Genomic DNA, 23,196 nt, shown 5'->3' on the forward strand with positions numbered 1-23,196 from the left:
CGCTATAGCGGCTCCCACACCTCAGACCGAGACGTCGAGCGAGAAGCGGTCCGCGTCCATCCAGGCAGGAAAACGCTCGCGATGTGCCTTCAGCGGCGCCGGATCGAGCACGACGGTGACGACCTGTTCCTGAGTGCCAAGTTCCACCAGCGGCTCGCCCACGGGATCGATCACGGCACTGTCGCCGGCATAGGGCAAGTCGTTGCCATCCACACCGACGCGATTCACGCCGATGACATAGGCCAGGTTTTCGATGGCTCGCGCACGCAGCAGCGTGCGCCAGGGCTGGCGACGCGGTGCCGGCCAGTTCGCCACGAACAAGGCGAGGTCGTAATCCATGCCGCCTGCGGCTTCCTCGCGGCGTCCGTTGCGTAGCCACACCGGAAAACGCAGGTCGTAGCAGACCTGCGGCAGGATGCGCCATCCCTTCAGCTCCACGATCAGGCGCTCATTGCCACCACCATAACGCGTGTGTTCGCCCGCCATGCGGAACAGATGGCGCTTGTCGTAATACGCGATCGAGCCGTCGGGCGAAGCCCAGACGAGACGATTGTAGACGCTGTCGCCATCGCGAATGACCAGGCTACCGGTCAGCGTGGCATTCACCTCGCCGGCCAGCGCCCGCATCCACGCAACGCTCGGGCCGTCCATCGCCTCCGCATTGCTGAGCGTGTCGTTGGTGAACCCGGAGAGGAACGTCTCCGGAAGCACGATCAGGTCGCTTGGCGCGGCGCCACGGACGAGACGACCGTAGTACTCGCGATTGCCCGCCGCGTCATGCCACCGGGTAGCGCCCTGGACGAGAGAAACGGTCAGAGTTTGCACAGCAGCTCCGCGGCGGCTTCCATGGTGGCGTCGTTTTTGGCGAAGCAGAGCCGGACCAGGCGCGTGTCAGGCGCGGCTTCGTAGAACGGACTGAGCGGAATCGCGGCCACACCGCCCTCGCGCACCAGCCACTCGCTGAAGTTGATGTCGTCCACATCGCGGATGGCGGCATAGTCCACGAGCTGGAAGTACCCACCCGGAACATCGAGCAGCTTCAGGCGCGACGGTGCAAGCAATTCGCGGAAACGATCACGCTTCGCCTGGTAGAACGCCGGCAGCGTCAGATAGTGCTCAGGAGTGGATTCGAGGAACTCCGCAAACGCCCACTGCGCCGGGTTGAACGTGCAGAACGTAAGGTATTGGTGCACCTTACGGAACTCGGCGGTGAGCGCCTTGGGCGCCACGGCATAGCCAACCTTCCATCCCGTGCAGTGGTAGGTCTTGCCGAACGACGACACGACGATGCTTCGCGCCGCGAGTTCCTCGTGGCGCAGCACGCTCTGGTGTTCCTGACCATCGAACACGATGTGCTCGTACACCTCGTCGGAAAGCACCACGATGGACGTCTCGCGCACAATGGCAGCCAGTTCGTCCAGATCGGCCCGCGAGAGCACGGCGCCGGACGGATTGTGCGGCGAGTTGATCAGGATCATCCGGGTCTTCGGCGTGATCGCGTCGCGCACGCGCTGCCAGTCGATGGCGAACGTGGGCAAGGTCAGCGGCAGATGCACCGCCGTGGCGCCCTGCAGTTCGATTGCCGGCTCGTAGCTGTCGTAGCACGGGTCGAAGACGATCACCTCGTCGCCAGCCCGCACCACGGCGGCAATGGCGGAGAAAAGCGCCTCGGTGGCGCCGGACGTGACCGTGACCTCGGTATCTGGACTGACGCGATGACCGTAGAGACGCTCCGTCTTGGCCGCGATCTGCTCACGCAGCTTGGGAATACCGACGCCCGGCGCGTACTGGTTCTTCCCCTCGGCCATGGCGCGGGTGATCGCATCGCGCAGCGGCTCGGGCGGTTCGAAATCGGGAAAACCCTGGCCCAGGTTCACTGCCTTGTGTTCCAGCGCCAGTTGGCTCATGACGCTGAAGATCGTGGTGCCGACCTTGGGAAGCTTGGTATCGAGCTGCATCGAACGCCCTTATTCGTTTGGACGGCCAAACGCCGTCGACCGGGTCGATCCTATCATGCGCGCGAGGTGGATCGCCCCCGCCTGCTCCGGGTTCGCCCCAACCTTCTGACAATCCTTGACGAACTCCGCCTGCGCCTTCGGCAACCGCTCGGCTAGAAAGTCCACGAAGCTGCGGACCGCGGGCAGCAGACCACGGCGGCTGGGGTAAACGAAATGCAGCGTGCCCTGCGCCGTGGTGTACTCCGGTAGCACCCACTCCAGTTCCCCCTGGGCGATGAGCGGTGCGCAGAAGTCTTCCGGCACGAGCGCCACGCCGCAACATTGCACCGCCGCTGAAATGAGCACCGAGAAGTCGCCGCTGACGAGGCGTGGCTTGACCTCCACCGCGGACTTCTTGCCGCTGGCATCCACCAGTTCCCAGACCTGGGCGCCCTCGTGCTCATACATGGACAGAGCGGGCAGCAGGGCCAGCTCGTCGAGGGATCGCGGACGACCGTTGCTCTCGAGGAACTTGGGGCTTGCCACCAGCAGGCTGCGCGCATAACCGATGCTACGCAGGACGAGCGTGGCGTCGGTATCCAGTTTCTCGCGAACACGGATCGCCACGTCGTAGCCCTCGCCGATGACGTCGACGCGCCGATTGGTGGCGGTAAGACGCACTTGAACCTTCGGGTGCTCCAGCATGAACGCCGGAAGCATCGGCCCGAGCACGTTCTGCGCCAGGGAGATCGGGCAGCTCACACGGACCACGCCGCGCGGCTCGGTGCGCAGTTCGTCCACGGCATCCTGCGCCGCGCGCGCCTCTTCCAGCACCGCACGACAGTGTTGATAGAAGCGCTCGCCAATCTCGGTCACCACGAAACGGCGCGTTGTACGTTGGAGCAGGCGCACGCCGAGGCGGTCCTCCAACTGGGCGATGCGCTTGCTCAGGCGGGATTTGGGGATACCGAGCGCCCTGCCCGCTGCCGAAAACCCGCCGTGCTCAACGACGGAGGCGAAGAAGTACAGATCGTTGAGGTCCTGCAGCGCGCCGTCCATCCCAAGCTCCGGTCGTTTCGTTTGCGAAACAATGAGTCTACTCCATGCCGACTAATCGCGGGATTGTCGCTGGCGTATCGTTTCCTCATGCCGCCACGCGGCCTATTAGAGGAATTCCATCATGAAACTCCTGCATGTCGACGCCAGCGCCCTCGGTGCCCACTCCGTTTCCCGCGGCCTCACTGCCGCGATCGTGGACGAGTTCGTTCGTCATCATCCCGGAGTGGAGGTGACCTATCGGGACCTCCACGCGGCTCCGCTCGCCCACTGGTCGCCCACAGCCGACGAGAAGGCTACCGCGGAATCGGCGAAGGTCTTGCAGGAATTCCTCGACGCCGACGTCGTGGTGCTTGGCTCGCCGATGTACAACTTCAGCATCGCCAGCTCGCTGAAGGCGTGGATTGATCGCATCACCGTGGCAGGCACGACCTTCCGCTACACCGCCAATGGCCCTGAGGGCCTGGCCGGCGGCAAGCGCCTCATCGTGGCTTCGTCGCGCGGAGGTGTCTATACCGAAGGCGCAGCCAGCGCGATGGACTTCCAGGAACCTTACCTGCGCGCCCTGTTCGGCTTCCTTGGCGTGACCGATATCGAGTTTGTACGCGCCGAAGGGCTGGCCATGGGTGACGAGCGCAAGGCTCAAGCCGTCGATGGCGCTACCGCGAAGATCGGCAGCCTGCTTCGCAAGGCCGCCTGATCGAAACGAAAGGGCCGCGCGTCGCGCGGCCCTTGGGATGCTCTGAACACGTTAAGGGGAATTCTGCTTCCCGGGCTTTTCCGTCGGCATGTTCTGATCTTCCTGCGGATGCCCCTCGCCGGGCACCTTCGGTTTGCCGTGGGAGGGCTTGGGATTATCTTCCCGGTATCCGGGGCTCTGTTGTTTGCCGTCGTTGGTCATGCGTTCACTCCCGTCGTTCAGGGTCGCTGCTGGCAAGCGGCATGGCCGCACTCGCAGGCGCTGCCTACGTTCTGGCTCTCTGCCGCCATGCGGCAACTCTCGCTGCAGTACTCGCTCGATACCGGTACCCGGCAATGGCAACCTGCATGGTCGCAGGGCTTGTCTTCTTTCATGCGTCGGTTCCTCCACATGGCATGCGGAAAGCGTGCGCGGCGTGGCGTCTATTTTTCGTTACCGGCAGGCATATCGGCCGACACATTGAGAACAGGCACCTCTGCCCAGCCGTGCGCCTCGATCATCAGCCCGCTGAGCGTGCGCACGTCCTGGAGGTTGTGTTCCGCCACACGGACCAGATCGGTCGACGAACCTCCGCGCAGATAGGTGAGCCACGCGCGCGGCGCCTCCGATCCTGGCAGGTCGTCCTCACGCACGATGCGCAACAGCTTCCGCTCCGCCGTCTGCATGCGGCAGTTCTCCCACACGTGCCGATAACGTCGACGCATGGGATGCAACAGGTCGACGTGGATCAGCCCCTGCAAGGGATTGGAAAGCCGCGCCAGCCGATAGCGCGTAGCAAGCAGCGGTGCGTCATACGATTTTCCGTTGTAGCTCACGAGCACCGTGGCTGCGTGTATCCACTCGGCGAATGCGCGCAGCATGGCCGTTTCAGCCGCCATGGTCGTGATGTAGAGCTGACGGACACGCAGCGCGCCGTCGTGCCAGTCCGCTGCGCCGATCATGAAAGCGCGGGTACCCGTGCCACCGGCGAGGCCCGTGGTTTCGGTATCGAAGTGCAGCAGATGCTCCCGTCGGGCGCTGGTAAGTCGCGCGAACGAGAGATCGAGTTCGGCGGGCGGCTCGGCCCAGGCGAAACGTTGCTCGAGATAACGCAACCCGGGGGCAATCTCTTCGCCTGGCACGTCACGCGACAGCGGTCGCGACGACATCGCACGCGGCTGCCCCAGGCGTTCGCGCACACCCGCCATGCGACGCAGTGCCGCCAGGTCGATGCCGCGATGCGCGGGCACCACTGCTATCGTTGCTGCGGCCTTGGGCGGCGCGGGCGTCTTGCCCGTGCCGGCTCCTGCCTGTTTGCGCAACGCGGCGAGCCGCGAGGCAAGCTCGCTCATGCGCCCGCCCCGAGCAGCCGCAGCACACGCGTGGCAAGGTTGCGCGGCGTTTCCTCGCGACCTTCGTCCGCCGCGAGCACCGGCCCGACACACCCCGGACAACCGGCCTTGCAGGCACAGCCTTCCACGGTCGCCAGCGCATGCGTCAACAGCTCGGACGCGCGACGGAACAGCGGTTCACTGAGGCCCACGCCACCGGGGAAGTTGTCATAGAGGTAGACGGTGGGAAGGAAACGCTCCAGCGCATCGGGCAACGCGGCCGTGCCGTCGTCGGCGCGCAGTTGCCCGCGTCCGGCGGCATCCACCTGCGCCGACCAGCCGCCGTCGCCCGAGCCTACCGCCTTCTGCAGATCGCGCGGCTCGGCCATCACGGCCACGATCGCCGCCGTATGCAAGGCGTACGCCGCACCGAGAAAGCCGTCCAGCGCATGCTGGCGCGAGCGAAAAGCTTCATCGAGGACGGTCTGTGGCAACTGCCACCAGACGGCCGTGGAATGCAGTTCCTGATCCGGCAGGTTCACCGGGCCATAGCCGATGTTTTCGTGCGTGTAGTAGCGGATCTTCTTGTAGCCCGACACGCGCCGGACCACATGCACCTCGCCATGCCGTGCACTGCCCTCGCCCGATCGCGTGCCGTCGAAGCATTCCAGCTCCTTGAGCTTGGTGTAGTCGATGGCGTCGGTGTAGTAATCGACGCGAGTACGTGTGCAATACGCCTTGCGCCCGTCCCAGTCGAGCTTTTCCACTTGGTACGGCACCGACTGGATCATGTGGATGGCCCCTTCGTACAAGGTGAGTGCCGCCGCCGAGTAGTCCACCTCCGCGATGATCGTCTGCCGGCCTTCGGTACGATCCACCACCACGAAATTACCGTCCGCCACCGAACGCAGGCTCACCGCGTTGGCCGGGTAACTGTCGGCGATCCACTCCCAGCGCTCGCCTTCGCGATGCAGCACTTCCGACTCGGCCAGCACCTGCAGGTACGGACCCGCATCGTCGGGGCCGAAAGCATCGCCATCGAGGAACGGCAATTCGAAAGCGGCACAGCGGATGTGATCGAGCAGGATCAGCGGCTGGTCGGGCTGTATCCGTGCATGCTCGGGGCTGGCCTCGGTAAGAAAGGCGGGATGACGCATGAGGTACTGGTCCAGCGGCGCACTGGTCGCCACCAGCACCCCAAGCGAAGGCTGCTGCCGACGCCCGGCACGACCGAAGCGCTGCCAAGTGGCCGCAATGGAACCCGGATAACCATTCAGCACCACCGCATCCAGGCTGCCGATGTCGACTCCGAGTTCGAGAGCGGACGTGGAAACGATGCCATCGACGTTGCCGGCGCGCATCTCGCGCTCGACTTCGCGGCGCTCCGTGGGCAGGTAACCACCGCGGTAGGCGCGGATGCGCGCGGGTTTGCGCGTGTCGTGGTCGAACACGTCTTTCAGGTACTTCGTCAGCACCTCGACCATCAGCCGCGACTGCGCGAAGACCAGGGTCTTCATCTTCGCCTTGATCGCTACGCGCGCGATGAGGCTCGTCTGCGACCTCGCGGAGGCACGCAGACCGAGGTCAGGGTTGATCACCGGCGGGTTCCACAGCAGCACGTGGCGGTCGCCAGTGGGCGCGCCGCTGCGGCTGACGGTCACGACTTCGTCCTCGATGAGCGCCTGGGCATGTTCGGTGGCGTTGCCGATCGTCGCCGAGCAGAGCACGAACTGCGGGCGCACACCGTAGAACGCGCAGATGCGTTTCAGGCGGCGCAACACGTTGGCAAGGTGCGAACCGAATACGCCGCGATACGTGTGGATCTCGTCGATTACAACGTAGCGAAGGTTCTCGAAGAACTGCGCCCACTTGGTGTGATGCGGGAGGATCGCCTGGTGCAGCATGTCCGGGTTGCTGACGACCACGTCCCCATGCAGCCGGATGGCCTGGCGAGCGTCTCCCGGGGTGTCGCCATCGAAGGTGAAGGCCTTGACGCCCAGGTCGCCCGCACGATTGATCTCGAGCAACTCGGCGACCTGATCTTGCGCCAGTGCCTTGGTCGGAAACAGGTACAAGGCCTTGGCGCCTGCCTCCAGCACCGAGGAGATCACCGGCATCGTGTAGCAGAGTGTCTTGCCCGATGCCGTCGGCGTCGCCACGAGCACGTGCTTTCCGTCGCGGGCTGCGGCCCAGGCTTCCTGCTGGTGGCTGTACAGGCGTTCGATGCCCCGGGCGGCAAGCGCGCGCCCCAGACCCGCCGGCATGTCCTCGGGCAGCGCTGCGAAATCTCCCTCTCGGCCGAAGACGGTAAAGGCGGAGCACACACGGTCGCCGTACTTGTCGGTAAGGCGATGCGCCAACGTGCGGCCGTCGTGCGCCGTGGCGAGCACGCCATCAGCCTCGTCGGCGCGAAGAGCTTTGAGGTAGGCGGCCATGGAAAATACCGGGCAACAGAGGGGCGCCCGTTATCGCGACACTCTGTCTCATATCCTGCGACGATGCGTTAGAAAGCCGCGTCGACGCCTAGGCGTCCTCGTCGTCGGTGCCTGCCGGAGCCAGATGCCACGCGCCCGCTTCGTCCTCGACCTTGATCTCCACGGCATGGCCCGCCTGGTGGCGAATGGCCGCCGTCAGCGCCAGCGCGTGGCGCATCGCCTCGTCTCGGGTGGCGAACTGCCCAACGAGATCGGCGTTGCGGCGCAGGCTCCATTGCCCGCGAGACGACGCATTGAACGGTACATAGAGGATCGTGCGCTGCAAGGATGCCGCTCCGTGGGAAAGGCCCCCTTGGCCTTTGTGGTCACGAAGCTAGGTAGACGTCCGTCGCGAGCGCGTTATGGCGAAGTCGCCGTAGCGGTCACGTCACGGGGTGCACACGCGCCTCGACTCGGCGAGCCAATGTGCATGCCGGGAGCCTTTTTCCATGGCCGCGTCAACGGCGGACCGCTCGTCGTCGAACTCGTCGAGCAGCGTGATCATGACGAAGTCGCGTGGCCCGGCCTGCGCGGCGGGTTCGACGATGTACGCCGCTTTCCAGCCGCCGACGGGCGTCTTGAGCGTACGCACCTCCACGGAATACTGGCCAACGATACGTCGATGCACGATACGACTCCCCAGGTTGTCGCCGTGACGGCGGCTCGATTCTCGCGCCGCCGTCAGCGAAATGACAAGCGGTGTCAGGCCTTCGGGGCCGCCTCGGCGGTCAGGCCTTCGCCACTGGCGGGGATCGTAAAGGTGCGCGATTCGCCCTGCCCGACCGTCGCGTCCACGTCCACGCGGTCGCCGCTGCACGAACCATGCGGCTGCATGCCCAGTTTGCGCGCGCCAGCCGGCACATGCAGCGCGAGCTGCTCACCGATCTCCATGTCGGCCACGACCTTGTCGTCGACGTAGATGGCGCTGGAACAGCCGCCGCCCCAAAGGCCCTGGGCGCGTACCACGGTCAGCATGGCGTCGCCGCCGTTGGGATCCTGCAGGCCGAAAACGGTGCTGGACGGCACGTCATGCAGGCCCACGTGACGTTCGTTGCGGGTAGCGGCGCAGCCGGCGAGCAGGACCAGACCGGCAAGGGCGATGTAACGCATGGGGAAGCTCCTCGGGGAAGAACGAAAGGATTTGCCGAATATTGTCGATGAAGAGTGAAAAATCGAGTCACCCAGTCGTCTGGAACCCTGCCACGAAGGCCGCGACGACGCTAGACTCTGCGCCATGACCGTGAAACCCGCCCATGCGCCTACTGCTCTCGTCTTCGACCGTGCCCACATGGTGGCGGAGACGGTGGCCATGGTCCTTACGGATGCCGGCTATCAGGCACGGGCCACGGTAACGTACCGCGATGCCAAGCGGGCGTTCCACGAATTGCCGGAACTGTCTCTCATGGTGATCCACGCAGACACGCCAGGCGAGCGACGCGGCACCGCCCTGCTGCAGGCGGCACTCAGGGAACGTCCGTCGACGGCCATCGTCGTGGTGTCCAGCCGCCTGCCTCAGGATCTGGAGCCCTTCCCGCTTTCCGCGGTATTTCTGGAGAAGCCGTTCGATCGCGCCCAGCTGCTGGACGCCGTGGAACGGGCCCGGGAATCGCGCCCCCGGGCATAGCGTTTCCGCGAGACCTCAGCCTCGCGACCGGGCATCAAAGGCAGGAAATGGCCTCGTCGCGGAAGCGGCTGTCGTAGTCGCCCTTGCCCTTCTGGATTTCGTACATCACTACCTGGGCACCGGCGCCGTTCGCGGTCACATCCAGGCGCTCGTGCTTGCCGTCGTCGTTGGCAGTGACGCGGCCCTTGTCGTCCTTCGCATCGCCCTTGGCGTCTTTCGCCAGCGCCTGCCACTTCGGCTCCACGCATTGCACATAGGCCGTCACGCTCTTGCCCGTCTTGCTGCTGAGCTTGGGCAGGGTGTCGGTCATGCCGCTGGTGGCGCAGCCGGCGAGGAGGGTGCAGGCGGCGATCGCAAGAACGTGTTTCATGCTGGATTCCAGGGTGAAGGTCCGGGAATTCTAGCGCGACGGCGCACGCGTGCGATCACGTACCGCTTTGTCCGCCCGCGCGGGCTTCGGCCTTCGCCAGTTGCCCACCCGTGCACTTCAGATACTGCGACGAACCCAACCAGCGCTTGTCGGGGTAATAGGAAAAGACCATCTGCCCGCCTTTGAGGGCGTCGATCAACTTGTGCGCCACGGCCGTGCGCACCGCCGGGCAACCCCAGCTTCGGCCGATACGCCCGGCGACACGCGCCATGGCCTCGCTGACGTACGCGGCGCCGTGGATGACGATGGCACGAGCCATCGCCTGGTCGTTGACGCCCGGCTCCAATCCGGTCATGCGCAGTGAGTAGCCGTTCTTGCCCGTGTAGGTGTCCGACGTGCGAAAGAGGCCAAGACTGGACGCCAGGCTGTCCGGTGCGTTGGAAAAGCGGGTAGCCGTCGCGTCACCGCTGTTCTTGCCGTGGGCCACCAGTTCCTGGAACAGCAGCTTGCGGTTCACCGTGTCGAACACCCAGAGGCGCGGTTCCGAAGACGGCTTCGAATAATCGATCACCGCCAGCCGTTCGGCGGGCGCGCCGCCCTGTACCTGTGCGCACTCCGCGGCGCGTACCGCCAGCCCGATGACCTTCGGATCGGCAGACGGCGCCAGTCGCGCCAATGCGTCACCAAGGGTATCGGCGGCATGAGCGGCAGAGGGGAAAAAAACGAGGGCGCCGAGAACAGAAACGCAGGCGAGGAGCGGACGAAGCGATCGAATCATGCAATCAGCCGGACAACGGACGACGGGGCATCCTAACGTGCTGATCATTTATTGACCACATTATCGTCACACCCTTGCCCTTTGGATTCATGAAAAGATGCGTCCATTGGCTACTCAGACAAGGAATCGATAGATCATGCCTATGGAGAACCGCCTGCGGGCTCTTGTTGCCGCCGTCGGCTGGGCAGTTGCCCAGGCAGCCCTGGCCCAGACGGCCATCCCTGGCAGCGATGCCTCGGCCGCCTCCCCGCCGCCCATTGTGGCGAGCGAACCGGCCGTCGCTGCCAGCGCCGCCGTGCCCCCATCCACCGACGATCCGGTAGCCCAGGCCATCTACGGCCGGCTGCAACAGATGGCGCCGCTGGATGGCGGGCCGATCGCCCGCCAGGACGCCGCCCTCGGAAAGTCCATTGCCGACTTCTACGCCCAGCGTCATTACCTGTCGGCGTGGTCGGACGAGACGAATGTGCGGCAACTGCTCGCCGGACTGGCATCGGTAGAAAACGACGGGCTGTTGCCCGAGGACTACCACCTCTCCGAACTGCGGGCGGCAGCAGATGGACTGCAACGCCCCGACACCACGCCGGCGCAGCGCGCCGAGTTCGACGTAGCCGCCACGGCGTCCTACATCACGGCCCTGGTGCAGCTCGTGCGAGGCAAGGTCGACCCGGTGCGGCTCGACCCCACCTGGAACTTCGACCCTACGGCGATCGACCCACAACAAGGCATGGCCATGCTGCAGACGTCGATCGAGGAGCGCAGCGTCGATCAGGCGTTCGCCATGGCGCGACCGCAGAACCCGCTTTATGCCAAGTTGCGCGACGCGCTGGCGCAACTGCGCGCCACCGCCGCGGCGGGCGGCTGGCCTTCCGTTCCCGACGGTCCGACCTTGAAGGCGGGAATGAAGGACGCCCGGGTAGAGGCACTTCGTGCGCGCCTCGTCGCAGGCGGCTATCTCGATCCGACACTGGCGCATGGCGAGCTGTACGACAGCCCGCTGGCCGACGCGGTGAAACGCTTCCAGGTCGATCAGTATCTGGATGCCGACGGCAACGTCGGCGCCGGCACACTCGCGGCGCTCAACGTGCCTGTGCAGGCCCGCATCGGGCAGGTACGCGTCAACCTCGAACGGGCCCGTTGGCTGCTGCGTTCCCTGCAGGGCACCTTTGTCGTCGTCGACGTCGCGGGCTACAAGATCAGCTACTACCGCGACGGAAAACGCGTGTGGCAATCCCGTGTGCAGGTCGGCAAGCCTTATCGCAGCACACCGATCTTTCGCTCGCAGATCACCTACGTCACCTTCAATCCCACCTGGACGGTACCGCCGACCATCCTCAAGAACGATGTGCTGCCCAAGATCCGCAAGAATCGCGGCTATCTCGCCGACAACCGTATTCGCGTGCTGGACAGCAGCGGCAACACCTTATCGCCGGCAAGCGTCGACTGGTCCAATCCTCGTGGCATCACGCTGCGGCAGGACGCCGGCCCGGGTAACTCGCTGGGTCAGGTGGTCATTCGCTTCCCCAATCCGTTCTCGGTCTACCTGCACGACACGCCCCATAGGGATCTGTTCGAAAAAGCCAAGCGCGACACGAGTTCCGGCTGCATCCGCGTCGAACACCCTCTCGAACTCGTGGAGCTGCTGTTCAACGACGCACAGAAATGGAATCGTCAGGCGATCGACCAGCGGATCGATGCCAAGACGACACAGAACGTGACGCTGCCCACGGCGGTGCCCGTGCTCATCGCTTACTGGACGGTGGACATCGGCGACGACGGCAAGCTCGCGTACAAGCCCGACGTCTACGATCGCGACGGCGCCTTGCTGGCGGCCCTCGACAAACCTCAGCCCCTGCGCGTGCCCTGACAAGGCGAACCGCCGACCGCAACGGTCGGCGGTGACCGGCTTCGGCGCGAAGGTCGTCCGGGCATAACTCCCGGACCCTTCCAGGAGCCGCCCGATGATTCACACCTCACTTCGCCCGTCTCATTCCCCCGTCGGCACCGGACACCGCCGTCCGCCTTCCCTGCCGATGAGCCCGCGCTTCGGCAAGTTCGTTCGGCCTCCCGTGACACAGGCAAAAGGCCAGAGAAAGCTGACTCCTGCCGAGCAGACCGAGCGCAACAAGCTCACCGACGCCATGAAACGGCTGTGCGAGCGCTTGTACGACGCACTGATGCCAGCGCGTGACGGCAAGCGGCTCAAGCGCGATTCGGATATTGCCGAGGCGCTGGACAACATCCGAGTTCATAACATCGAGAGCAAGAAGCCCGCACCCGTCAAGCCTCACACGCCGTTCAAACCGTTCAGGGCGCGCGCGTAACGCCGCCACAGGGTCGCGACGTTCGCATCCACGGTTCGTCGCGACACGCCTCCCGTCTTCGCTCGTGCTTCACGGTCGGGGCCACACGCTGACCGCGATGCGGCGCGCCGGCCGCGCGTGCCAGGCAACCTCGGAGGCAACGATGGCGAGCTCAACCAAGCAGCAAAGCGTCTTCACCCGCGTGGCGATGGCGGTCGCCAAGGCAGCCGGCAAACCGGCCACGTTTGCCGTTGTCGTCGGCGTCGTGATCGTCTGGGCCGCGAGCGGTCCCGCGTTCGGATTCGGCGACACCTGGCAACTGGTGATCAACACGGGCACCTCGATCGTCACCTTCCTCATGGTGTTTCTGATCCAGAACACGCAGAACCGCGACACCGAGGCCATGCAAATCAAGCTCGATGAGCTGATCAATGCGCTTCAGGGCGCCAATGCCGCCCTGCTGGACCTGGAAGAGCTGGACGAAAAGACCCTCGACGCCATCCGCGCGCACTACACGCGTCGCGCCGCGGCAGCTCGCAAGAAACTGGGGTGCGAAGACTCGCCCGAACGCGAGGCGGAGGGGGACTGAGCGCTCGCACCGAGACGCTTTGCCGCGCCGTTCGCGCATCCTGCGGACGTATACTTCGCCCATGAACACCCCCCTCGAAGCGACCGAAACGACCCTCCACGATCAGGTACGGGACGAGGGTTTCGCCTTCGTGCATGGTGCCGAGATGCGCCGCCTGGTGGAACGGCTCACCCCGCTGTCCGATTGGGATGCGTTTGCCGCCAGTTGGAATGCGCTGGAACCCGATACCTACCTCGCCGCCACGGGCCGGTCCCGGCGTCGACGCTACGCCACGTTTGCCGCCACTGCCTTTGGTCCCGTCGAGCAGCAGCCGCATCAGGCGCACTTCCAGACACTTGCATACAACACGCTCCAGGGCGACATCGAACGCTGGTTCGAGCCCGTGCTGCCCGAGATCGCGCAAAGCCCGACCCTGCGTGCCGTACTCGACTTCTGCCGCGACTTCTTTGGCGCTCTTTCGCCGGACGTTCACCAGTGGCACATCGAGGTGCATCAGTTCCGCATCGAGGCCACGGCCGGTGCGCCTGGGGAGCCCACGCCCGAAGGCAGCCACCGCGATGGTGTCGACTACGTGCTGGTACTGCTCGTAGACCGGGAGAACATCGCCAGCGGCACCACCACGATCCACGACCCGGACGGCCGCGCCCTCGGCGAGTTCACCCTGTCCCAGCCGCTCGATGCCGCCCTCATTCACGACCCGAGGGTCTTCCACGGCGTTACCCCGGTGACACCGTTGGACGCCGGCAAGGCGTCGCATCGCGATGTTCTGGTAGTCACTTTCCGCGGCACGGACAGCGCAGACCACTGATGGCCCGCTTGCGGCCGTCGCCGTGCGAAACGAGGGCATCTGTCCCTGTTTCTCACGGCGAAGACGGGCATGGCGTGGCACAATGGCCGTTCCACTGGTCCAAGTATCGCGATGAACTCGTCCGGCAAATACGACTTCAAACAGTTCCAGGAGGAGCTTGCTGCCCTGGACCGCAAGGCCGCCAAGGACGAGCCCGCCGTGCCCCAGGCCGCTCCCACGCCGGCGCCAGCACCGGCGCCCTCACCCGCACCGCCGAAGCGCCGCGGTCGCCCGCCCAAGGTCGATCCATTGGCCGCGGCCCGTGCCGAGTTCGAGGCGCTGCGACTGCGCCATGGGCTGACCGTGGCCGATGTGGTGGCCTGGTTCCCCAAGGAGGAAGGCATCGCCTATCTCCAGGCCCTGATTGCGGCAAGCGAACCCAAGCCGCGTCGCCGACGCAAGACAGCCGAACCAGGGGACGACGGCTCCGCCAGCTGATACCTGCCGGGCCGGATAGCACCTGGCACCGGCCTGCTATCTAATGCGCATGGCCAAGCCCACCGCTACCTCCATCGGTGCCGTACTCGCCGCGTTTGCCCTCAAGGAATGCCGCAAGGCGGATCGGTCGCTGGCCGATGCGAAGCAACGGCACCGGGGTGTCCATGAGGCGCGCAAATCCCTTCGCCGGCTGAAGAGCCTCCTGCGTCTCGGCGAGGCACCTTTCAAAGCAGAATTGCCTGCGATCGAAGCGGTGTTGACCCGACTTGCCGAGAGCCTGTCACCGCTGCGCGACGCCTACGTCGCCACGACCATGGCGCGAAAACTCGCCGGCGCAGCGCCGTCACCGTCGTGGGCTCGCGCCATCGATCTGCTGGAACATCGCTGCGAGGGTCGCCTTGCAGAAGTGCTGAACGACGATCCCCGATTCCTTGCTCGCCGCCGGCAGCTTCGGGAGCTCGCGACCAAGGTCGAAGCACTACCGTGGGACCGGGTCGACGAGCGCGCAGTGGAACAGGCGTTGGCGCATTCGGAGCGACGCGTCGCCAAGGCGCAAAAACGGGCCTCAGCCAAGCCCTCCCCGGAGAACACCCATCGCTGGCGGCGCCGTGTGCGCCGACTGCGCATGCAACTGGAACTGCGGCACAAGGCATCCAAGGCGCTCGGGACGCAGGGAGGGCGCGACCCCCACCTGCATAAGGCCACGCACCGCGCCCTATCGAAGCTTTCCGATACGCTCGGGGCGACCCAGGACCTGCGCGAACTTCGCAAGACCTTGCGGGCCCTGGGCGAACCGGACACCGTCGCGCCGCTGATCGAGGAAATCGACAACGAACGACAGAAGCCGCGCGACACCGTTTGAGAGACGGCGCGCGATGAACGTCCGAGCGCCAACCCGGCCAAGGAACGGCCGTGAGACGCGCGTATCCCTGCACGGCGCGAAGGCGCGTAATCGGCAAGCCGGATCGGGCCGCCGTTGCTCCGTCACACGCCCGAATGACCGTCGTTGTCATTGAGGACAGTCGATGGACAATTCTTCCAAGCTCTCGGCTGATGCATCGCGTCAAACGCCAAGGATGCCCCACCAGCGCAAAACACATCCCATGTCCTGACACACCCGCCGCAGCGCATCACGGCTCGTTAAACACGCTTCACGGCGGCCGTCACACTTCGCGACAAGGCAGATAGACAACGTTGTCATTTCAGTACTAAACCGGGTCCGCTTTCGCAGTAGGTGGTACCGCACGGATGCGACCAGGGGAACGGAGGGCACGGCACGACCGCGGCTTTCGCGAGCCCCTTCCTTTCACTTCGATCCGGAGGCGCTCCATGTTCATGAAGTCACTCGCCATGCCGTCCCGCGTGTGGGCCGGCAGCTGTACCGGCACGCTCGGCGTGGCCATCGCCCTCGCCCTTTCCTCCGCCGTGCCGCTTCGCGCTGCGCACGCCGCCACCGCCTGCGCGGCCGCCTGGAGTGCGGGCACCGTCTACACCGGCGGCAACGTCGCCAGCGAGAATGGCGTGAACTATCTCGCCAATTGGTGGACGCAGGGCGACGATCCCGCGACCCATAACGGCGGAAGCGGCTCGGGCCAGCCCTGGACCTCGCAGGGCGCGTGCAGCGGCGGCAGTACCCCACCGGACAATCCGCCACCCGACAACCCGCCGCCGAACAATCCGCCACCGGCCGCTGGCGATCTGCTCTTCAGTCCGTACAAGGACATCACCATCAATCTCGACTGGAATACGAACATCATGTCGACGATGGTGACCGGCACGCGCTTGCCCGTCGTGGGCAGTGGCAGCCTCGTCTCTACGCAGGTACCCAACCTTGGTGCGATCACCTTGGCATTCGCGTCCGGCGAGTGCGGCAGCGAGAACTGGGGCGGTGTGCCCGCGTCCGCTTTCGCGAGCGCCAACATCCAGCGCCTCAACAGCGCCGGGATCAACTACGTCGTGTCCACGGGCGGCCAGGCCGGCGTATTCACCTGCAGCAGCGCCACCGGCATGGCCAAGTTTCTTTCCACCTATATGACACCGCACATGGTCGGCGTGGACTTCGACATCGAGAGCGGACAGACGCCGGCACAGCTCAACGCGCTGGTCAGCAACGCGGTCTATGCCGAGAGTGTGTATCCGAACCTGCGCTTCTCTTTCACGCTCGCCACGCTCGCGGCGTCAGACGGAAGCTATGGCGGCGTCAACGCCACCGGCGATGCCGTCGTTCGCGCGGTCAAGGCGTCGGGGCTGAAGAACTACACCATCAATCTCATGACCATGGACTACGGTGCGGCGGGGCCCGGCATCTGCGTGGTGAAGAACGGTAGCTGCGATATGGGCCAGTCGGCGATCCAGGCCGTAAAGAACCTGCAGCACACCTATGGCATTCCACTCAGCAAGATCGAAATCACGCCGATGATCGGCCTCAACGACGTCGCGAGCGAAACCTTCACCGTCAGCGACGTAGACACCGTGGTCAATTACGCAGCGACCAACAAGCTGGCGGGCTTGCACTTCTGGTCGCTCGACCGTGACACGCCCTGCTCCGGCGGGTTTGCGTCGCCCACGTGCAACTCCGTGCCGAGCACGAGCGTGCTGCAATACACCAAGCGTTTCCTGAGCGACCTGGGGCGGTGATGCTCCGGCGTATCGCGGGGGCCATCGCCTCCGCGATACGCGTTGGTCCGGCTTCGCTGCCGGAGTGCGGGAACGCGTGCGGTTCGTGCGAAACTAAGGCCCTTCCGCACACCTTCGATGCCGATGATTCCTCCCTTCCCGCGCTGGGTCTGGAGCTGGGCTGCCGCCCTGCCCTTCGCCGCAGGCGCCACGAATGCCATCGCACTGCTTGCCTTGCACCATGGCGGCGTCACCCACCTCACCGGCATATCTACCGAAGGTGCCATCGGCATCGGCACCGGCAACGTGGCCTTGCTGCTGCATGCCGCGGCGATCATGTGTTTCTTCACGCTCGGCTGCATGGCAAGTGCGTGGACGATCCGCTCGGCGCGCTGGGCGCGCGGGCGTGCCTGCGTTGCGATGCTGACGATGGAAGGCGCACTGCTTGTCGTGGCGGCCCACGTGCTCGACGGATGGCCCACGGTCGGCACGTGCCTCTGCGCGCTGGCGATCGGACTGCAGAATGGTGCCAGTTCACTGGTCACCGGCGCCGTATTGCGCACCTCGCACGTGACCGGCATGTTCACCGATCTTGGTATCGCCCTCGGTCAGCGTCTGCGTGGGGCCACCTATGACGGCCGACGGGCTCGCCTCTGCGTCGTCGTCATCGGCACGTTCATTGCCGGAGGCATCGCCGGTGCCGCGCTCGCCGATGCCTGGACGAGTCGCGCGCTGTGGCTTCCTGCCGCGGTGGTCTTCGCCATGGCGGTCACGACCGGCCGGCGTCTTGACCCGCTTGCGCCATCGTCGATCTAAGCGGGTATGCCGCTCAGGTCGAAATCCGTACGCCGCGCGATCCCCGCATCGGCCACTGGAATGGCAAACCGCGGTTCCGCGTCTTTCATGAAGGCAAACTCCAAACGCGGCGCGTTGAAGAACGCCACGCGCAGCAGGTAGCTTCCGGCCAGCCACCCGAGCATCCGCGTATCGAGCCGGCCACCGACTTCGATGCCGTTGGCCACCGGCAACAGGAATGGCACCTCGATGACCCGTACCGCCCGCGGCGGCAAAGGCGGCTCGCCACGGACTCGATAGATCCGTATGTCATGGGGGCCATCGTCTTCCAAGGTACGGAACGACACGGCTCCCGGTCGCCAGGCGAACCCCTGCCCAAGCTGCCGTTCATTCCAGACCACGTACGGCGAAGGAATCGCCGCCCAACATACGGTGACCTCACGTCCCGTGAGGCGGACGTCCTTGAGTATCTTTTCCACCGGCCCTTCATCTCCTTGGGAACCCGGGGCGATCATACGCGGGCCAATGCGGCGCTCCGACCGCACTTTCGGCGTAAACCGGATGAAACGGACGATCCTCAGCCGTGAGTTCGGACAGCACGCTGAGGGAACAGAGTCAGGCATGCCGCCATGACGACGAGAAGCACGGCTGTCGCCGTGTAACGACTCACCGCCAGCCCGCCATCGTCGATCGGCTTGTCGAGGAAATCGCCGAACGCGGCGCCGAGCGGCCGGGTCAGGACAAACGCGCTCCAGAACAATGCGGTGCGGGAGATCGAAGTGATCGCATAGAGAACCGCAACGAGCGCCAGCGCGCCGCCGAAAAGCATGGCGCTGCCGAAATAGCCCAGGCCACCGTCGTCGGACGTCCAATCGCCTAGCGCTGTACCTAGCGTCTGCGAAAGCATGATGGTCGTCCAGTAGAAGATCTCGGCACGAGGCGAGGCAACCCGCTCCACCGATATCTTGCCGGTGGAGCGTTGCCAGAGGACCATCGTCAACACCAGCAGGCTGAGCAGCGACAGACTACCGCCCAGATAACCTAGCCCCAGCGAACGGTCGACCATGTCGGCGAGCGTCGTACCGACCGTGGTCGTCGCGACAATGGCGAACCAGTAACGCCAGGGATTGAACGCCTGGGCCGATATCTGCGCCACGAGCGCAACGAGGCACATCGCGCCAAAGAACGCACAGCCCCACGCATAGCCCCAGCCCAGCGACATGCTCACCGCATCGCCGCCCGTTTCGCCGAGCGTGGTCGCCGCGACCTTGAGCACCCAGAACAAGGCGGTAATTTGCGGCACCTTGCCGGCGCCAGGGGGTCGAGAAACCTGCATGCCGCGATCCGGTCCCGAGTTACGGCCGAGTGTAGGCGCCGTTCCTTAGCGCAGCCTTGGCGCCCGTACGGCGCCTCAGGGCGCGAAGATCAGAAACACGAAATAGGCAAAGACCAGCAGGTGCACCGCGCCCTGCAACAGATGCGTGCGCGGGCTGGTGAACGTCATGATGGACAGCACCATGGTCAGCAGGAAGAGCACAAGGTCGGAACCGCCGATGCCCAGCGTCACTGGATGATCGGTCACCCAACTGATGATGAGGACGGCGGGAATCGTCAGGCCGATCGTGGAGAGTACCGAACCGAGCAGCACGTTCACGGCACGCTGCAACTCGTTGCGGTTGGCTGCCCGGATGGCCCCCATGCCCTCCGGCATCGCCACCAGCACGGCCATCGCCAGTCCGCCCAGCAGCGCTGGCGCGCCCAGCGTTTCCACCACGTAATCGACCGGCACCGCGAGCTTGTCGACGAGGAACACCACGGGAATCAGGTACGCCACGAGAAAACACGCTGCCACGCGGGGTCCATGGCCTGCGGTGCGCTCCGGCAAATCATCGTGTAACGCCGTCTTCCCCGAAACGAAGTAGCCGCGCAGCCCGCGAGTCTGCAGCACCAGAAAGACGGCGTAGAGAAGCAACGCCGAAACGGCAAGAAACCACTGGTGCGACACGCGCAGGGTCGCGTCGACGGCATCTTGATCGAAAGTGGGGAGCACCATGCCGAGTACGCCCAACGGAATGATGAGACCGAGGTACGCGTTCGCGCCTTGCAGGTTGTAGCTCTGCTCGCGGTGCCTGAGGCCACCCAGCAAGAGCGCCACGCCAACCATGCCGTTCAACACGATCATGGCCACCGAGAACAAGGTGTCGCGTGCCAGCGTCGGGTTGTTCGCCCCGTGCAGCATCACGGCGGCGATGCTCATGATCTCGATGGACGTCACGGCGAGCGTGAGGACCAGCGTGCCGCGTGGCTCGCCCAGGTAATGCGCCAGATGCTCGGCATGACGCACCACCGAGACCGCGGACCCCAGAATCACGAGGAACAGCCATGCGAAAACGATCGCGAGCCAGAGTATGGACGGCGCCGCGGGCAGCAGGCTCTCAGGCGCCAGCATGAAGATCACGCAGGTGCCAAGACTGACGACCAGAAAGCGCTCCTCGCGCAGCATCTGGCGCCAACGCCGGGAAGGTCGCTTGCGTGGCGCGTCGATCGAAACGGGTGATGTCTCCACGTCTGTCTCCACGATCCCGGTGTGGACCGGTCGATCCTAGCATTGAGCACACGGCCGGCAGGGTACGAACCGCCCCCGTCGCAGCAAGACGCTGCAAGTCAGGTGGGTTACCTGCCCTGCGACAATCGTCCGCGCGCCAAAACGACGCGGGCGCATGCGCGGTTGACGGCACACCCTAGACTGCGAAACCAGACGGAGATTCCCATGAACGTATCCGAGACAGCCCTCCTGCTGGCGCGTTGGCAATTTGCCTTCACCGTGTCCTTTCACATCATCTTTCCCGCCATCAGCATCGGCCTGGCGAGCTATCTCGCCGTCCTCGAAGGCCTGTGGCTGAAGACGGGAAAGATCGTCTACAAGGAACTGTTCTTCTTCTGGTCCAAGGTCTTCGCGGTCGGCTTCGCCATGGGCGTGGTTTCCGGCGTGGTCATGAGCTACCAGTTCGGCACGAACTGGTCGGGTTTCTCCACGGTGGCGGGCGCCGTGACAGGCCCGTTGCTGACCTTCGAGGTACTTACGGCGTTCTTTCTGGAAGCCGGCTTCCTCGGCATCATGTTGTTCGGTTGGACCAAGGTGGGACCGAGAGCGCATTTCTTTGCCACGTTGATGGTCGCGACCGGCACGCTTATCTCGACGTTCTGGATCTTGTCGTCGAACAGCTGGATGCACACGCCGCAGGGTTATGCGCTCGTCGACGGCCGTATCGTTCCCGAAGACTGGATGAAGATCATCTTCAATCCGTCATTTCCCTATCGCCTCATGCACATGGCCCTGGCGGCCTTCATCGTTACAGCGACCCTGGTCGGCGCCTGCGCTGCCTGGCATCTGCTGCGGGGGCGCAAGGATGCGGGCATTCGCAAATCGTTCTCCATGGCCTTGTGGATGCTGCTGGTCGTGGTGCCCGTCCAGATCGCCGTGGGCGACGCGCACGGCATCAACACGCGTGAATACCAGCCGGCAAAGATCGCCGCGATCGAAGGCCTGTGGGAAACGGAACAAGGCGGCACGTCGCTTAACCTCGTCGGATGGCCCGACATGGCGGCGGAAACCACACGTTATGCGGTGAAAGTGCCACATCTCGGCAGCCTGATCCTGACCCATAGCTGGAACGGCGAGGTGCGCGGACTGAAGTCCTTCGCACCCGAGGACCGCCCGAATTCCACCATCGTGTTCTGGAGCTTCCGCATCATGGTGGGCATGGGCCTGCTCATGCTGCTGCTCGCGCTTTCCGCATTGGCGCTGCGTCGCCACGATCGGCTCTACAACGCGCGCTGGTTGCAACGTTTCGCACTGGTCATGGGGCCGTCCGGGCTCATCGCGCTCCTTGCCGGCTGGATCACCACCGAGGCGGGGCGCCAGCCGTGGGTCGTCTATGGCGTGCTGCGCACGCGCGATGCCGTGTCCGCGCTCACGGAGCAACAGGTCGGCACCTCACTCATGATCTTCGTGATGGTGTACTTCCTCGTCTTCGGCACGGGCATCTACTACATGCTGAAGCTCATGGCGAAGGGTCCCGACCTGCCTCGCGACGAAGCCGATGCCGAGGCGCCCGATACGGGGCGCGGCAAGGAACGGTTCGACCATCGTCCGCTTTCGCGGCCCACCGATCCCATCGACGAGTGATCCGCCATGCATATCGACCTGCCAATCATCTGGGCGGCCATCATCGGCTTCGGCGTCTTCCTCTACGTCATGCTGGACGGCTTCGACCTCGGCATCGGCCTGATCTTTCCCTTCTTCGATCGCGAGGGCGAACGTCAGGTCATGCTCAACACGGTGGCACCCGTGTGGGATGGCAACGAGACCTGGATGGTGCTCGGCGGCGCTTCGCTGTACGCCGTGTTTCCCGTGGCCTATGCAACGCTGCTGCCCGCGACGTATCTGCCCATCATCGCCATGCTGTGCGGCCTGATCTTCCGCGGGGTGGCGTTCGAAGTGCGCGCGAAGGCACGACGCACACAGCACCTGTGGGATCTCGCGTTCATCGCTGGCTCCGGCGTCGCCACCTTCGCCCAGGGCGTCATCCTGGGTACCTTGCTGCAAGGTATTCCCATTCGTGACGGCAAGTTCGTCGGCGGCGCGTTCGACTGGTTCACGCCGTTCAACCTGTTCACCGGGCTCGGCCTGCTCGTGACCTATGCCACGCTCGGCTGCGGCTGGCTGCTGATGAAGACCGAGGGCGAGCTGCGGCGGCGCATGGGCGTGCTGATGCGTCCGCTCACCTGGGTGCTGGGCGCCACCGTGGGCATCGTCAGCGTGTGGACGATCCTCGGCCAGTCGGCTGTTGCCGCGCGCTGGTTCTCGCTGCCAAACCTTTTCTACTTTCTTCCCGTACCGGTGCTGGTGATCGCATGCCTTGTGGGCATCCTCGTGTGCCTGCGCCGCGGCTCGGATCGCGCGCCCTTCCTGCTGACGCTTGCGATCCTGTTCCTCGGTTACAGTGGCCTCATCATCAGCATCTTCCCTAACATCGTGCCGCCGTCGCTGGACATCTGGAGCGCGTCGGCGCCACGATCCAGCCAGTTGTTCACGCTGGTGGGGGCCGCCATCGTCATCCCCATCATCCTCGTCTACACCGCCATGGCCTACTGGGTGTTCCGTGGCAAGGTGCGGCACGACGATCCCGGGTACCACTGATGGCCGCGCGCGCACGCTGGCGTCAGGCAGGCTGGTTCGTGCTTCTCTACCTGGGAGGCGTCGTTGCCGTGGGTCTCGTCGCCGCCTTCTTCCGCCTGCTGATACCGCGCTGACACGACCCATCGCCCGGCTGAATCACGAACCGGTGCGAGCGCT

General features: G+C 64.9%; 27 protein-coding genes. 13 read left to right on the forward strand and 14 right to left on the reverse strand.

The features are described from left to right. Positions 1-21: 21 nt before the first annotated feature. Genes BT115_RS03125 through BT115_RS03135 form a run of 3 tightly spaced genes read right to left on the reverse strand, consistent with a single transcriptional unit; the run spans position 22 to position 2,996 of the window. Complete coding sequence (locus tag BT115_RS03125; protein WP_072321073.1) at positions 22-825, reverse strand: amidohydrolase; 804 nt, start codon at positions 823-825, stop codon at positions 22-24. Next, positions 813-1,958, reverse strand: a complete 1,146-nt coding sequence (locus BT115_RS03130) for a pyridoxal phosphate-dependent aminotransferase (RefSeq protein WP_072321074.1) — start codon at positions 1,956-1,958, stop codon at positions 813-815. Before BT115_RS03130 ends, BT115_RS03125 begins: the two co-directional genes overlap by 13 nt. Before the next feature lie 9 nt (positions 1,959-1,967). After that, positions 1,968-2,996 carry a LysR substrate-binding domain-containing protein gene (locus tag BT115_RS03135; protein ID WP_083527277.1) on the reverse strand — a complete coding sequence of 343 codons (1,029 nt, stop codon included), beginning with the start codon at positions 2,994-2,996 and terminating at the stop codon, positions 1,968-1,970. 121 nt (positions 2,997-3,117) lie between these two features. On the opposite strand from BT115_RS03135, the gene BT115_RS03140 reads away from it, so the two are divergent. Continuing rightward, the gene (locus BT115_RS03140) at positions 3,118-3,693 is read left to right on the forward strand and encodes an FMN-dependent NADH-azoreductase (protein ID WP_072321075.1); all 576 of its coding nucleotides are present in this window, start codon (positions 3,118-3,120) and stop codon (positions 3,691-3,693) included. 51 nt (positions 3,694-3,744) lie between these two features. On the opposite strand, the gene BT115_RS18625 is transcribed toward BT115_RS03140, so the two are convergent. The 6 genes from BT115_RS18625 to BT115_RS03165 form a co-directional block, all read right to left on the reverse strand. Further along, positions 3,745-3,894, reverse strand: a complete 150-nt coding sequence (locus BT115_RS18625) for a hypothetical protein (RefSeq protein ID WP_177257362.1) — start codon at positions 3,892-3,894, stop codon at positions 3,745-3,747. Between the two features lie 221 nt (positions 3,895-4,115). Next, positions 4,116-5,024, reverse strand: a complete 909-nt coding sequence (locus BT115_RS03145; protein ID WP_072321076.1) for a ribonuclease H-like domain-containing protein — start codon at positions 5,022-5,024, stop codon at positions 4,116-4,118. Beyond that, positions 5,021-7,438 carry a DEAD/DEAH box helicase gene (locus tag BT115_RS03150; RefSeq protein WP_072321077.1) on the reverse strand — a complete coding sequence of 806 codons (2,418 nt, stop codon included), beginning with the start codon at positions 7,436-7,438 and terminating at the stop codon, positions 5,021-5,023. The genes BT115_RS03145 and BT115_RS03150 overlap by 4 nt, the downstream gene beginning before the upstream one ends. Positions 7,439-7,526: 88 nt before the next feature. After that, positions 7,527-7,763 carry a hypothetical protein gene (locus tag BT115_RS03155; RefSeq protein ID WP_072321078.1) on the reverse strand — a complete coding sequence of 79 codons (237 nt, stop codon included), beginning with the start codon at positions 7,761-7,763 and terminating at the stop codon, positions 7,527-7,529. A 102-nt stretch (positions 7,764-7,865) separates the two neighbouring features. After that, on the reverse strand, positions 7,866-8,105 hold the full coding sequence (locus BT115_RS03160) for a hypothetical protein (protein ID WP_072321079.1): 240 nt from the start codon (positions 8,103-8,105) through the stop codon (positions 7,866-7,868). 74 nt (positions 8,106-8,179) lie between these two features. Further along, entirely contained in the window at positions 8,180-8,587 is a 408-nt protein-coding gene (locus BT115_RS03165) for a hypothetical protein (protein WP_072321080.1), read from the reverse strand. A 124-nt stretch (positions 8,588-8,711) separates the two neighbouring features. On the opposite strand from BT115_RS03165, the gene BT115_RS03170 reads away from it, so the two are divergent. Continuing rightward, the gene (locus BT115_RS03170) at positions 8,712-9,101 is read left to right on the forward strand and encodes a hypothetical protein (RefSeq protein ID WP_072321081.1); all 390 of its coding nucleotides are present in this window, start codon (positions 8,712-8,714) and stop codon (positions 9,099-9,101) included. A 34-nt stretch (positions 9,102-9,135) separates the two neighbouring features. Here the strand turns inward: BT115_RS03170 and BT115_RS03175 are convergent, their stop codons facing one another. Both BT115_RS03175 and BT115_RS03180 read right to left on the reverse strand, forming a co-directional pair. After that, complete coding sequence (locus BT115_RS03175; RefSeq protein ID WP_072321082.1) at positions 9,136-9,471, reverse strand: hypothetical protein; 336 nt, start codon at positions 9,469-9,471, stop codon at positions 9,136-9,138. Positions 9,472-9,526: 55 nt separating this feature from the next. Beyond that, a complete protein-coding gene (locus tag BT115_RS03180) occupies positions 9,527-10,249 on the reverse strand; it encodes a murein L,D-transpeptidase catalytic domain family protein (protein WP_072321083.1) in 723 nt (240 codons plus the stop codon). 136 nt (positions 10,250-10,385) lie between these two features. On the opposite strand from BT115_RS03180, the gene BT115_RS03185 reads away from it, so the two are divergent. From BT115_RS03185 to BT115_RS03220, 8 genes are all read left to right on the forward strand, one after another. Further along, positions 10,386-12,116: a L,D-transpeptidase family protein gene (locus BT115_RS03185; protein WP_072321084.1), complete on the forward strand. Its 1,731-nt coding sequence runs from the start codon at positions 10,386-10,388 to the stop codon at positions 12,114-12,116. A gap of 166 nt (positions 12,117-12,282) precedes the next feature. Continuing rightward, positions 12,283-12,573 carry a hypothetical protein gene (locus BT115_RS03190; protein WP_072321085.1) on the forward strand — a complete coding sequence of 97 codons (291 nt, stop codon included), beginning with the start codon at positions 12,283-12,285 and terminating at the stop codon, positions 12,571-12,573. Positions 12,574-12,715: 142 nt separating this feature from the next. Beyond that, entirely contained in the window at positions 12,716-13,141 is a 426-nt protein-coding gene (locus BT115_RS03195; RefSeq protein ID WP_072321086.1) for a low affinity iron permease family protein, read from the forward strand. A 61-nt stretch (positions 13,142-13,202) separates the two neighbouring features. Next, the gene (locus BT115_RS03200) at positions 13,203-13,949 is read left to right on the forward strand and encodes a 2OG-Fe dioxygenase family protein (protein ID WP_072322226.1); all 747 of its coding nucleotides are present in this window, start codon (positions 13,203-13,205) and stop codon (positions 13,947-13,949) included. A 111-nt stretch (positions 13,950-14,060) separates the two neighbouring features. Further along, complete coding sequence (locus BT115_RS03205) at positions 14,061-14,426, forward strand: hypothetical protein (RefSeq protein ID WP_072321087.1); 366 nt, start codon at positions 14,061-14,063, stop codon at positions 14,424-14,426. 49 nt (positions 14,427-14,475) lie between these two features. Further along, complete coding sequence (locus tag BT115_RS03210) at positions 14,476-15,288, forward strand: CHAD domain-containing protein (RefSeq protein ID WP_177257363.1); 813 nt, start codon at positions 14,476-14,478, stop codon at positions 15,286-15,288. Positions 15,289-15,755: 467 nt separating this feature from the next. Continuing rightward, entirely contained in the window at positions 15,756-17,063 is a 1,308-nt protein-coding gene (locus tag BT115_RS03215; RefSeq protein WP_072321089.1) for a carbohydrate-binding protein, read from the forward strand. 123 nt (positions 17,064-17,186) lie between these two features. Further along, positions 17,187-17,858, forward strand: a complete 672-nt coding sequence (locus BT115_RS03220) for a YoaK family protein (RefSeq protein WP_072322227.1) — start codon at positions 17,187-17,189, stop codon at positions 17,856-17,858. On the opposite strand, the gene comJ is transcribed toward BT115_RS03220, so the two are convergent. The 3 genes from comJ to BT115_RS03235 all read right to left on the reverse strand — a co-directional run bounded on the left by comJ (position 17,855) and on the right by BT115_RS03235 (position 20,403). After that, the gene (gene comJ, locus BT115_RS03225; RefSeq protein ID WP_072321090.1) at positions 17,855-18,316 is read right to left on the reverse strand and encodes a competence protein ComJ; all 462 of its coding nucleotides are present in this window, start codon (positions 18,314-18,316) and stop codon (positions 17,855-17,857) included. The genes BT115_RS03220 and comJ overlap by 4 nt on opposite strands. Positions 18,317-18,414: 98 nt before the next feature. Then, positions 18,415-19,173 (reverse strand): COG4705 family protein, encoded by a 759-nt coding sequence (locus tag BT115_RS03230; RefSeq protein WP_072321091.1) that lies wholly within the window; start codon positions 19,171-19,173, stop codon positions 18,415-18,417. 75 nt (positions 19,174-19,248) lie between these two features. Next, the gene (locus BT115_RS03235; RefSeq protein ID WP_218184709.1) at positions 19,249-20,403 is read right to left on the reverse strand and encodes a calcium:proton antiporter; all 1,155 of its coding nucleotides are present in this window, start codon (positions 20,401-20,403) and stop codon (positions 19,249-19,251) included. Between the two features lie 204 nt (positions 20,404-20,607). Between BT115_RS03235 and BT115_RS03240 the strand changes: the two genes are divergently transcribed. Genes BT115_RS03240 through BT115_RS18350 form a run of 3 tightly spaced genes read left to right on the forward strand, consistent with a single transcriptional unit; the run spans position 20,608 to position 23,153 of the window. Continuing rightward, entirely contained in the window at positions 20,608-22,026 is a 1,419-nt protein-coding gene (locus tag BT115_RS03240; RefSeq protein WP_072321093.1) for a cytochrome ubiquinol oxidase subunit I, read from the forward strand. 6 nt (positions 22,027-22,032) lie between these two features. Further along, on the forward strand, positions 22,033-23,040 hold the full coding sequence (gene cydB / locus BT115_RS03245) for a cytochrome d ubiquinol oxidase subunit II (RefSeq protein ID WP_072321094.1): 1,008 nt from the start codon (positions 22,033-22,035) through the stop codon (positions 23,038-23,040). After that, positions 23,040-23,153: a DUF2474 family protein gene (locus tag BT115_RS18350; RefSeq protein WP_072321095.1), complete on the forward strand. Its 114-nt coding sequence runs from the start codon at positions 23,040-23,042 to the stop codon at positions 23,151-23,153. The genes cydB and BT115_RS18350 overlap by 1 nt, the downstream gene beginning before the upstream one ends. The last annotated feature ends 43 nt before the right edge of the window (positions 23,154-23,196 follow it).

It is taken from the genome of Luteibacter sp. UNCMF366Tsu5.1 (assembly GCF_900119235.1).
Classification (GTDB): Bacteria; Pseudomonadota; Gammaproteobacteria; order Xanthomonadales; family Rhodanobacteraceae; genus Luteibacter; species Luteibacter flocculans.

Coding starts and splice junctions, on each gene's coding strand:
- BT115_RS03130 (WP_072321074.1), bottom strand. CDS start 1,958: ATGCAGCTCGATACCAAGCTTCCCAAGGTCGGCACCACGATCTTCAGC.
- BT115_RS03135 (WP_083527277.1), bottom strand. CDS start 2,996: ATGGACGGCGCGCTGCAGGACCTCAACGATCTGTACTTCTTCGCCTCC.
- BT115_RS03140 (WP_072321075.1), top strand. CDS start 3,118: ATGAAACTCCTGCATGTCGACGCCAGCGCCCTCGGTGCCCACTCCGTT.
- BT115_RS18625 (WP_177257362.1), bottom strand. CDS start 3,894: ATGACCAACGACGGCAAACAACAGAGCCCCGGATACCGGGAAGATAAT.
- BT115_RS03145 (WP_072321076.1), bottom strand. CDS start 5,024: ATGAGCGAGCTTGCCTCGCGGCTCGCCGCGTTGCGCAAACAGGCAGGA.
- BT115_RS03150 (WP_072321077.1), bottom strand. CDS start 7,438: ATGGCCGCCTACCTCAAAGCTCTTCGCGCCGACGAGGCTGATGGCGTG.
- BT115_RS03165 (WP_072321080.1), bottom strand. CDS start 8,587: ATGCGTTACATCGCCCTTGCCGGTCTGGTCCTGCTCGCCGGCTGCGCC.
- BT115_RS03170 (WP_072321081.1), top strand. CDS start 8,712: ATGACCGTGAAACCCGCCCATGCGCCTACTGCTCTCGTCTTCGACCGT.
- BT115_RS03175 (WP_072321082.1), bottom strand. CDS start 9,471: ATGAAACACGTTCTTGCGATCGCCGCCTGCACCCTCCTCGCCGGCTGC.
- BT115_RS03180 (WP_072321083.1), bottom strand. CDS start 10,249: ATGATTCGATCGCTTCGTCCGCTCCTCGCCTGCGTTTCTGTTCTCGGC.
- BT115_RS03185 (WP_072321084.1), top strand. CDS start 10,386: ATGCCTATGGAGAACCGCCTGCGGGCTCTTGTTGCCGCCGTCGGCTGG.
- BT115_RS03190 (WP_072321085.1), top strand. CDS start 12,283: ATGAGCCCGCGCTTCGGCAAGTTCGTTCGGCCTCCCGTGACACAGGCA.
- BT115_RS03195 (WP_072321086.1), top strand. CDS start 12,716: ATGGCGAGCTCAACCAAGCAGCAAAGCGTCTTCACCCGCGTGGCGATG.
- BT115_RS03200 (WP_072322226.1), top strand. CDS start 13,203: ATGAACACCCCCCTCGAAGCGACCGAAACGACCCTCCACGATCAGGTA.
- BT115_RS03205 (WP_072321087.1), top strand. CDS start 14,061: ATGAACTCGTCCGGCAAATACGACTTCAAACAGTTCCAGGAGGAGCTT.
- BT115_RS03210 (WP_177257363.1), top strand. CDS start 14,476: ATGGCCAAGCCCACCGCTACCTCCATCGGTGCCGTACTCGCCGCGTTT.
- BT115_RS03215 (WP_072321089.1), top strand. CDS start 15,756: ATGTTCATGAAGTCACTCGCCATGCCGTCCCGCGTGTGGGCCGGCAGC.
- BT115_RS03220 (WP_072322227.1), top strand. CDS start 17,187: ATGATTCCTCCCTTCCCGCGCTGGGTCTGGAGCTGGGCTGCCGCCCTG.
- BT115_RS03230 (WP_072321091.1), bottom strand. CDS start 19,173: ATGCAGGTTTCTCGACCCCCTGGCGCCGGCAAGGTGCCGCAAATTACC.
- BT115_RS03240 (WP_072321093.1), top strand. CDS start 20,608: ATGAACGTATCCGAGACAGCCCTCCTGCTGGCGCGTTGGCAATTTGCC.
- cydB (WP_072321094.1), top strand. CDS start 22,033: ATGCATATCGACCTGCCAATCATCTGGGCGGCCATCATCGGCTTCGGC.
- BT115_RS18350 (WP_072321095.1), top strand. CDS start 23,040: ATGGCCGCGCGCGCACGCTGGCGTCAGGCAGGCTGGTTCGTGCTTCTC.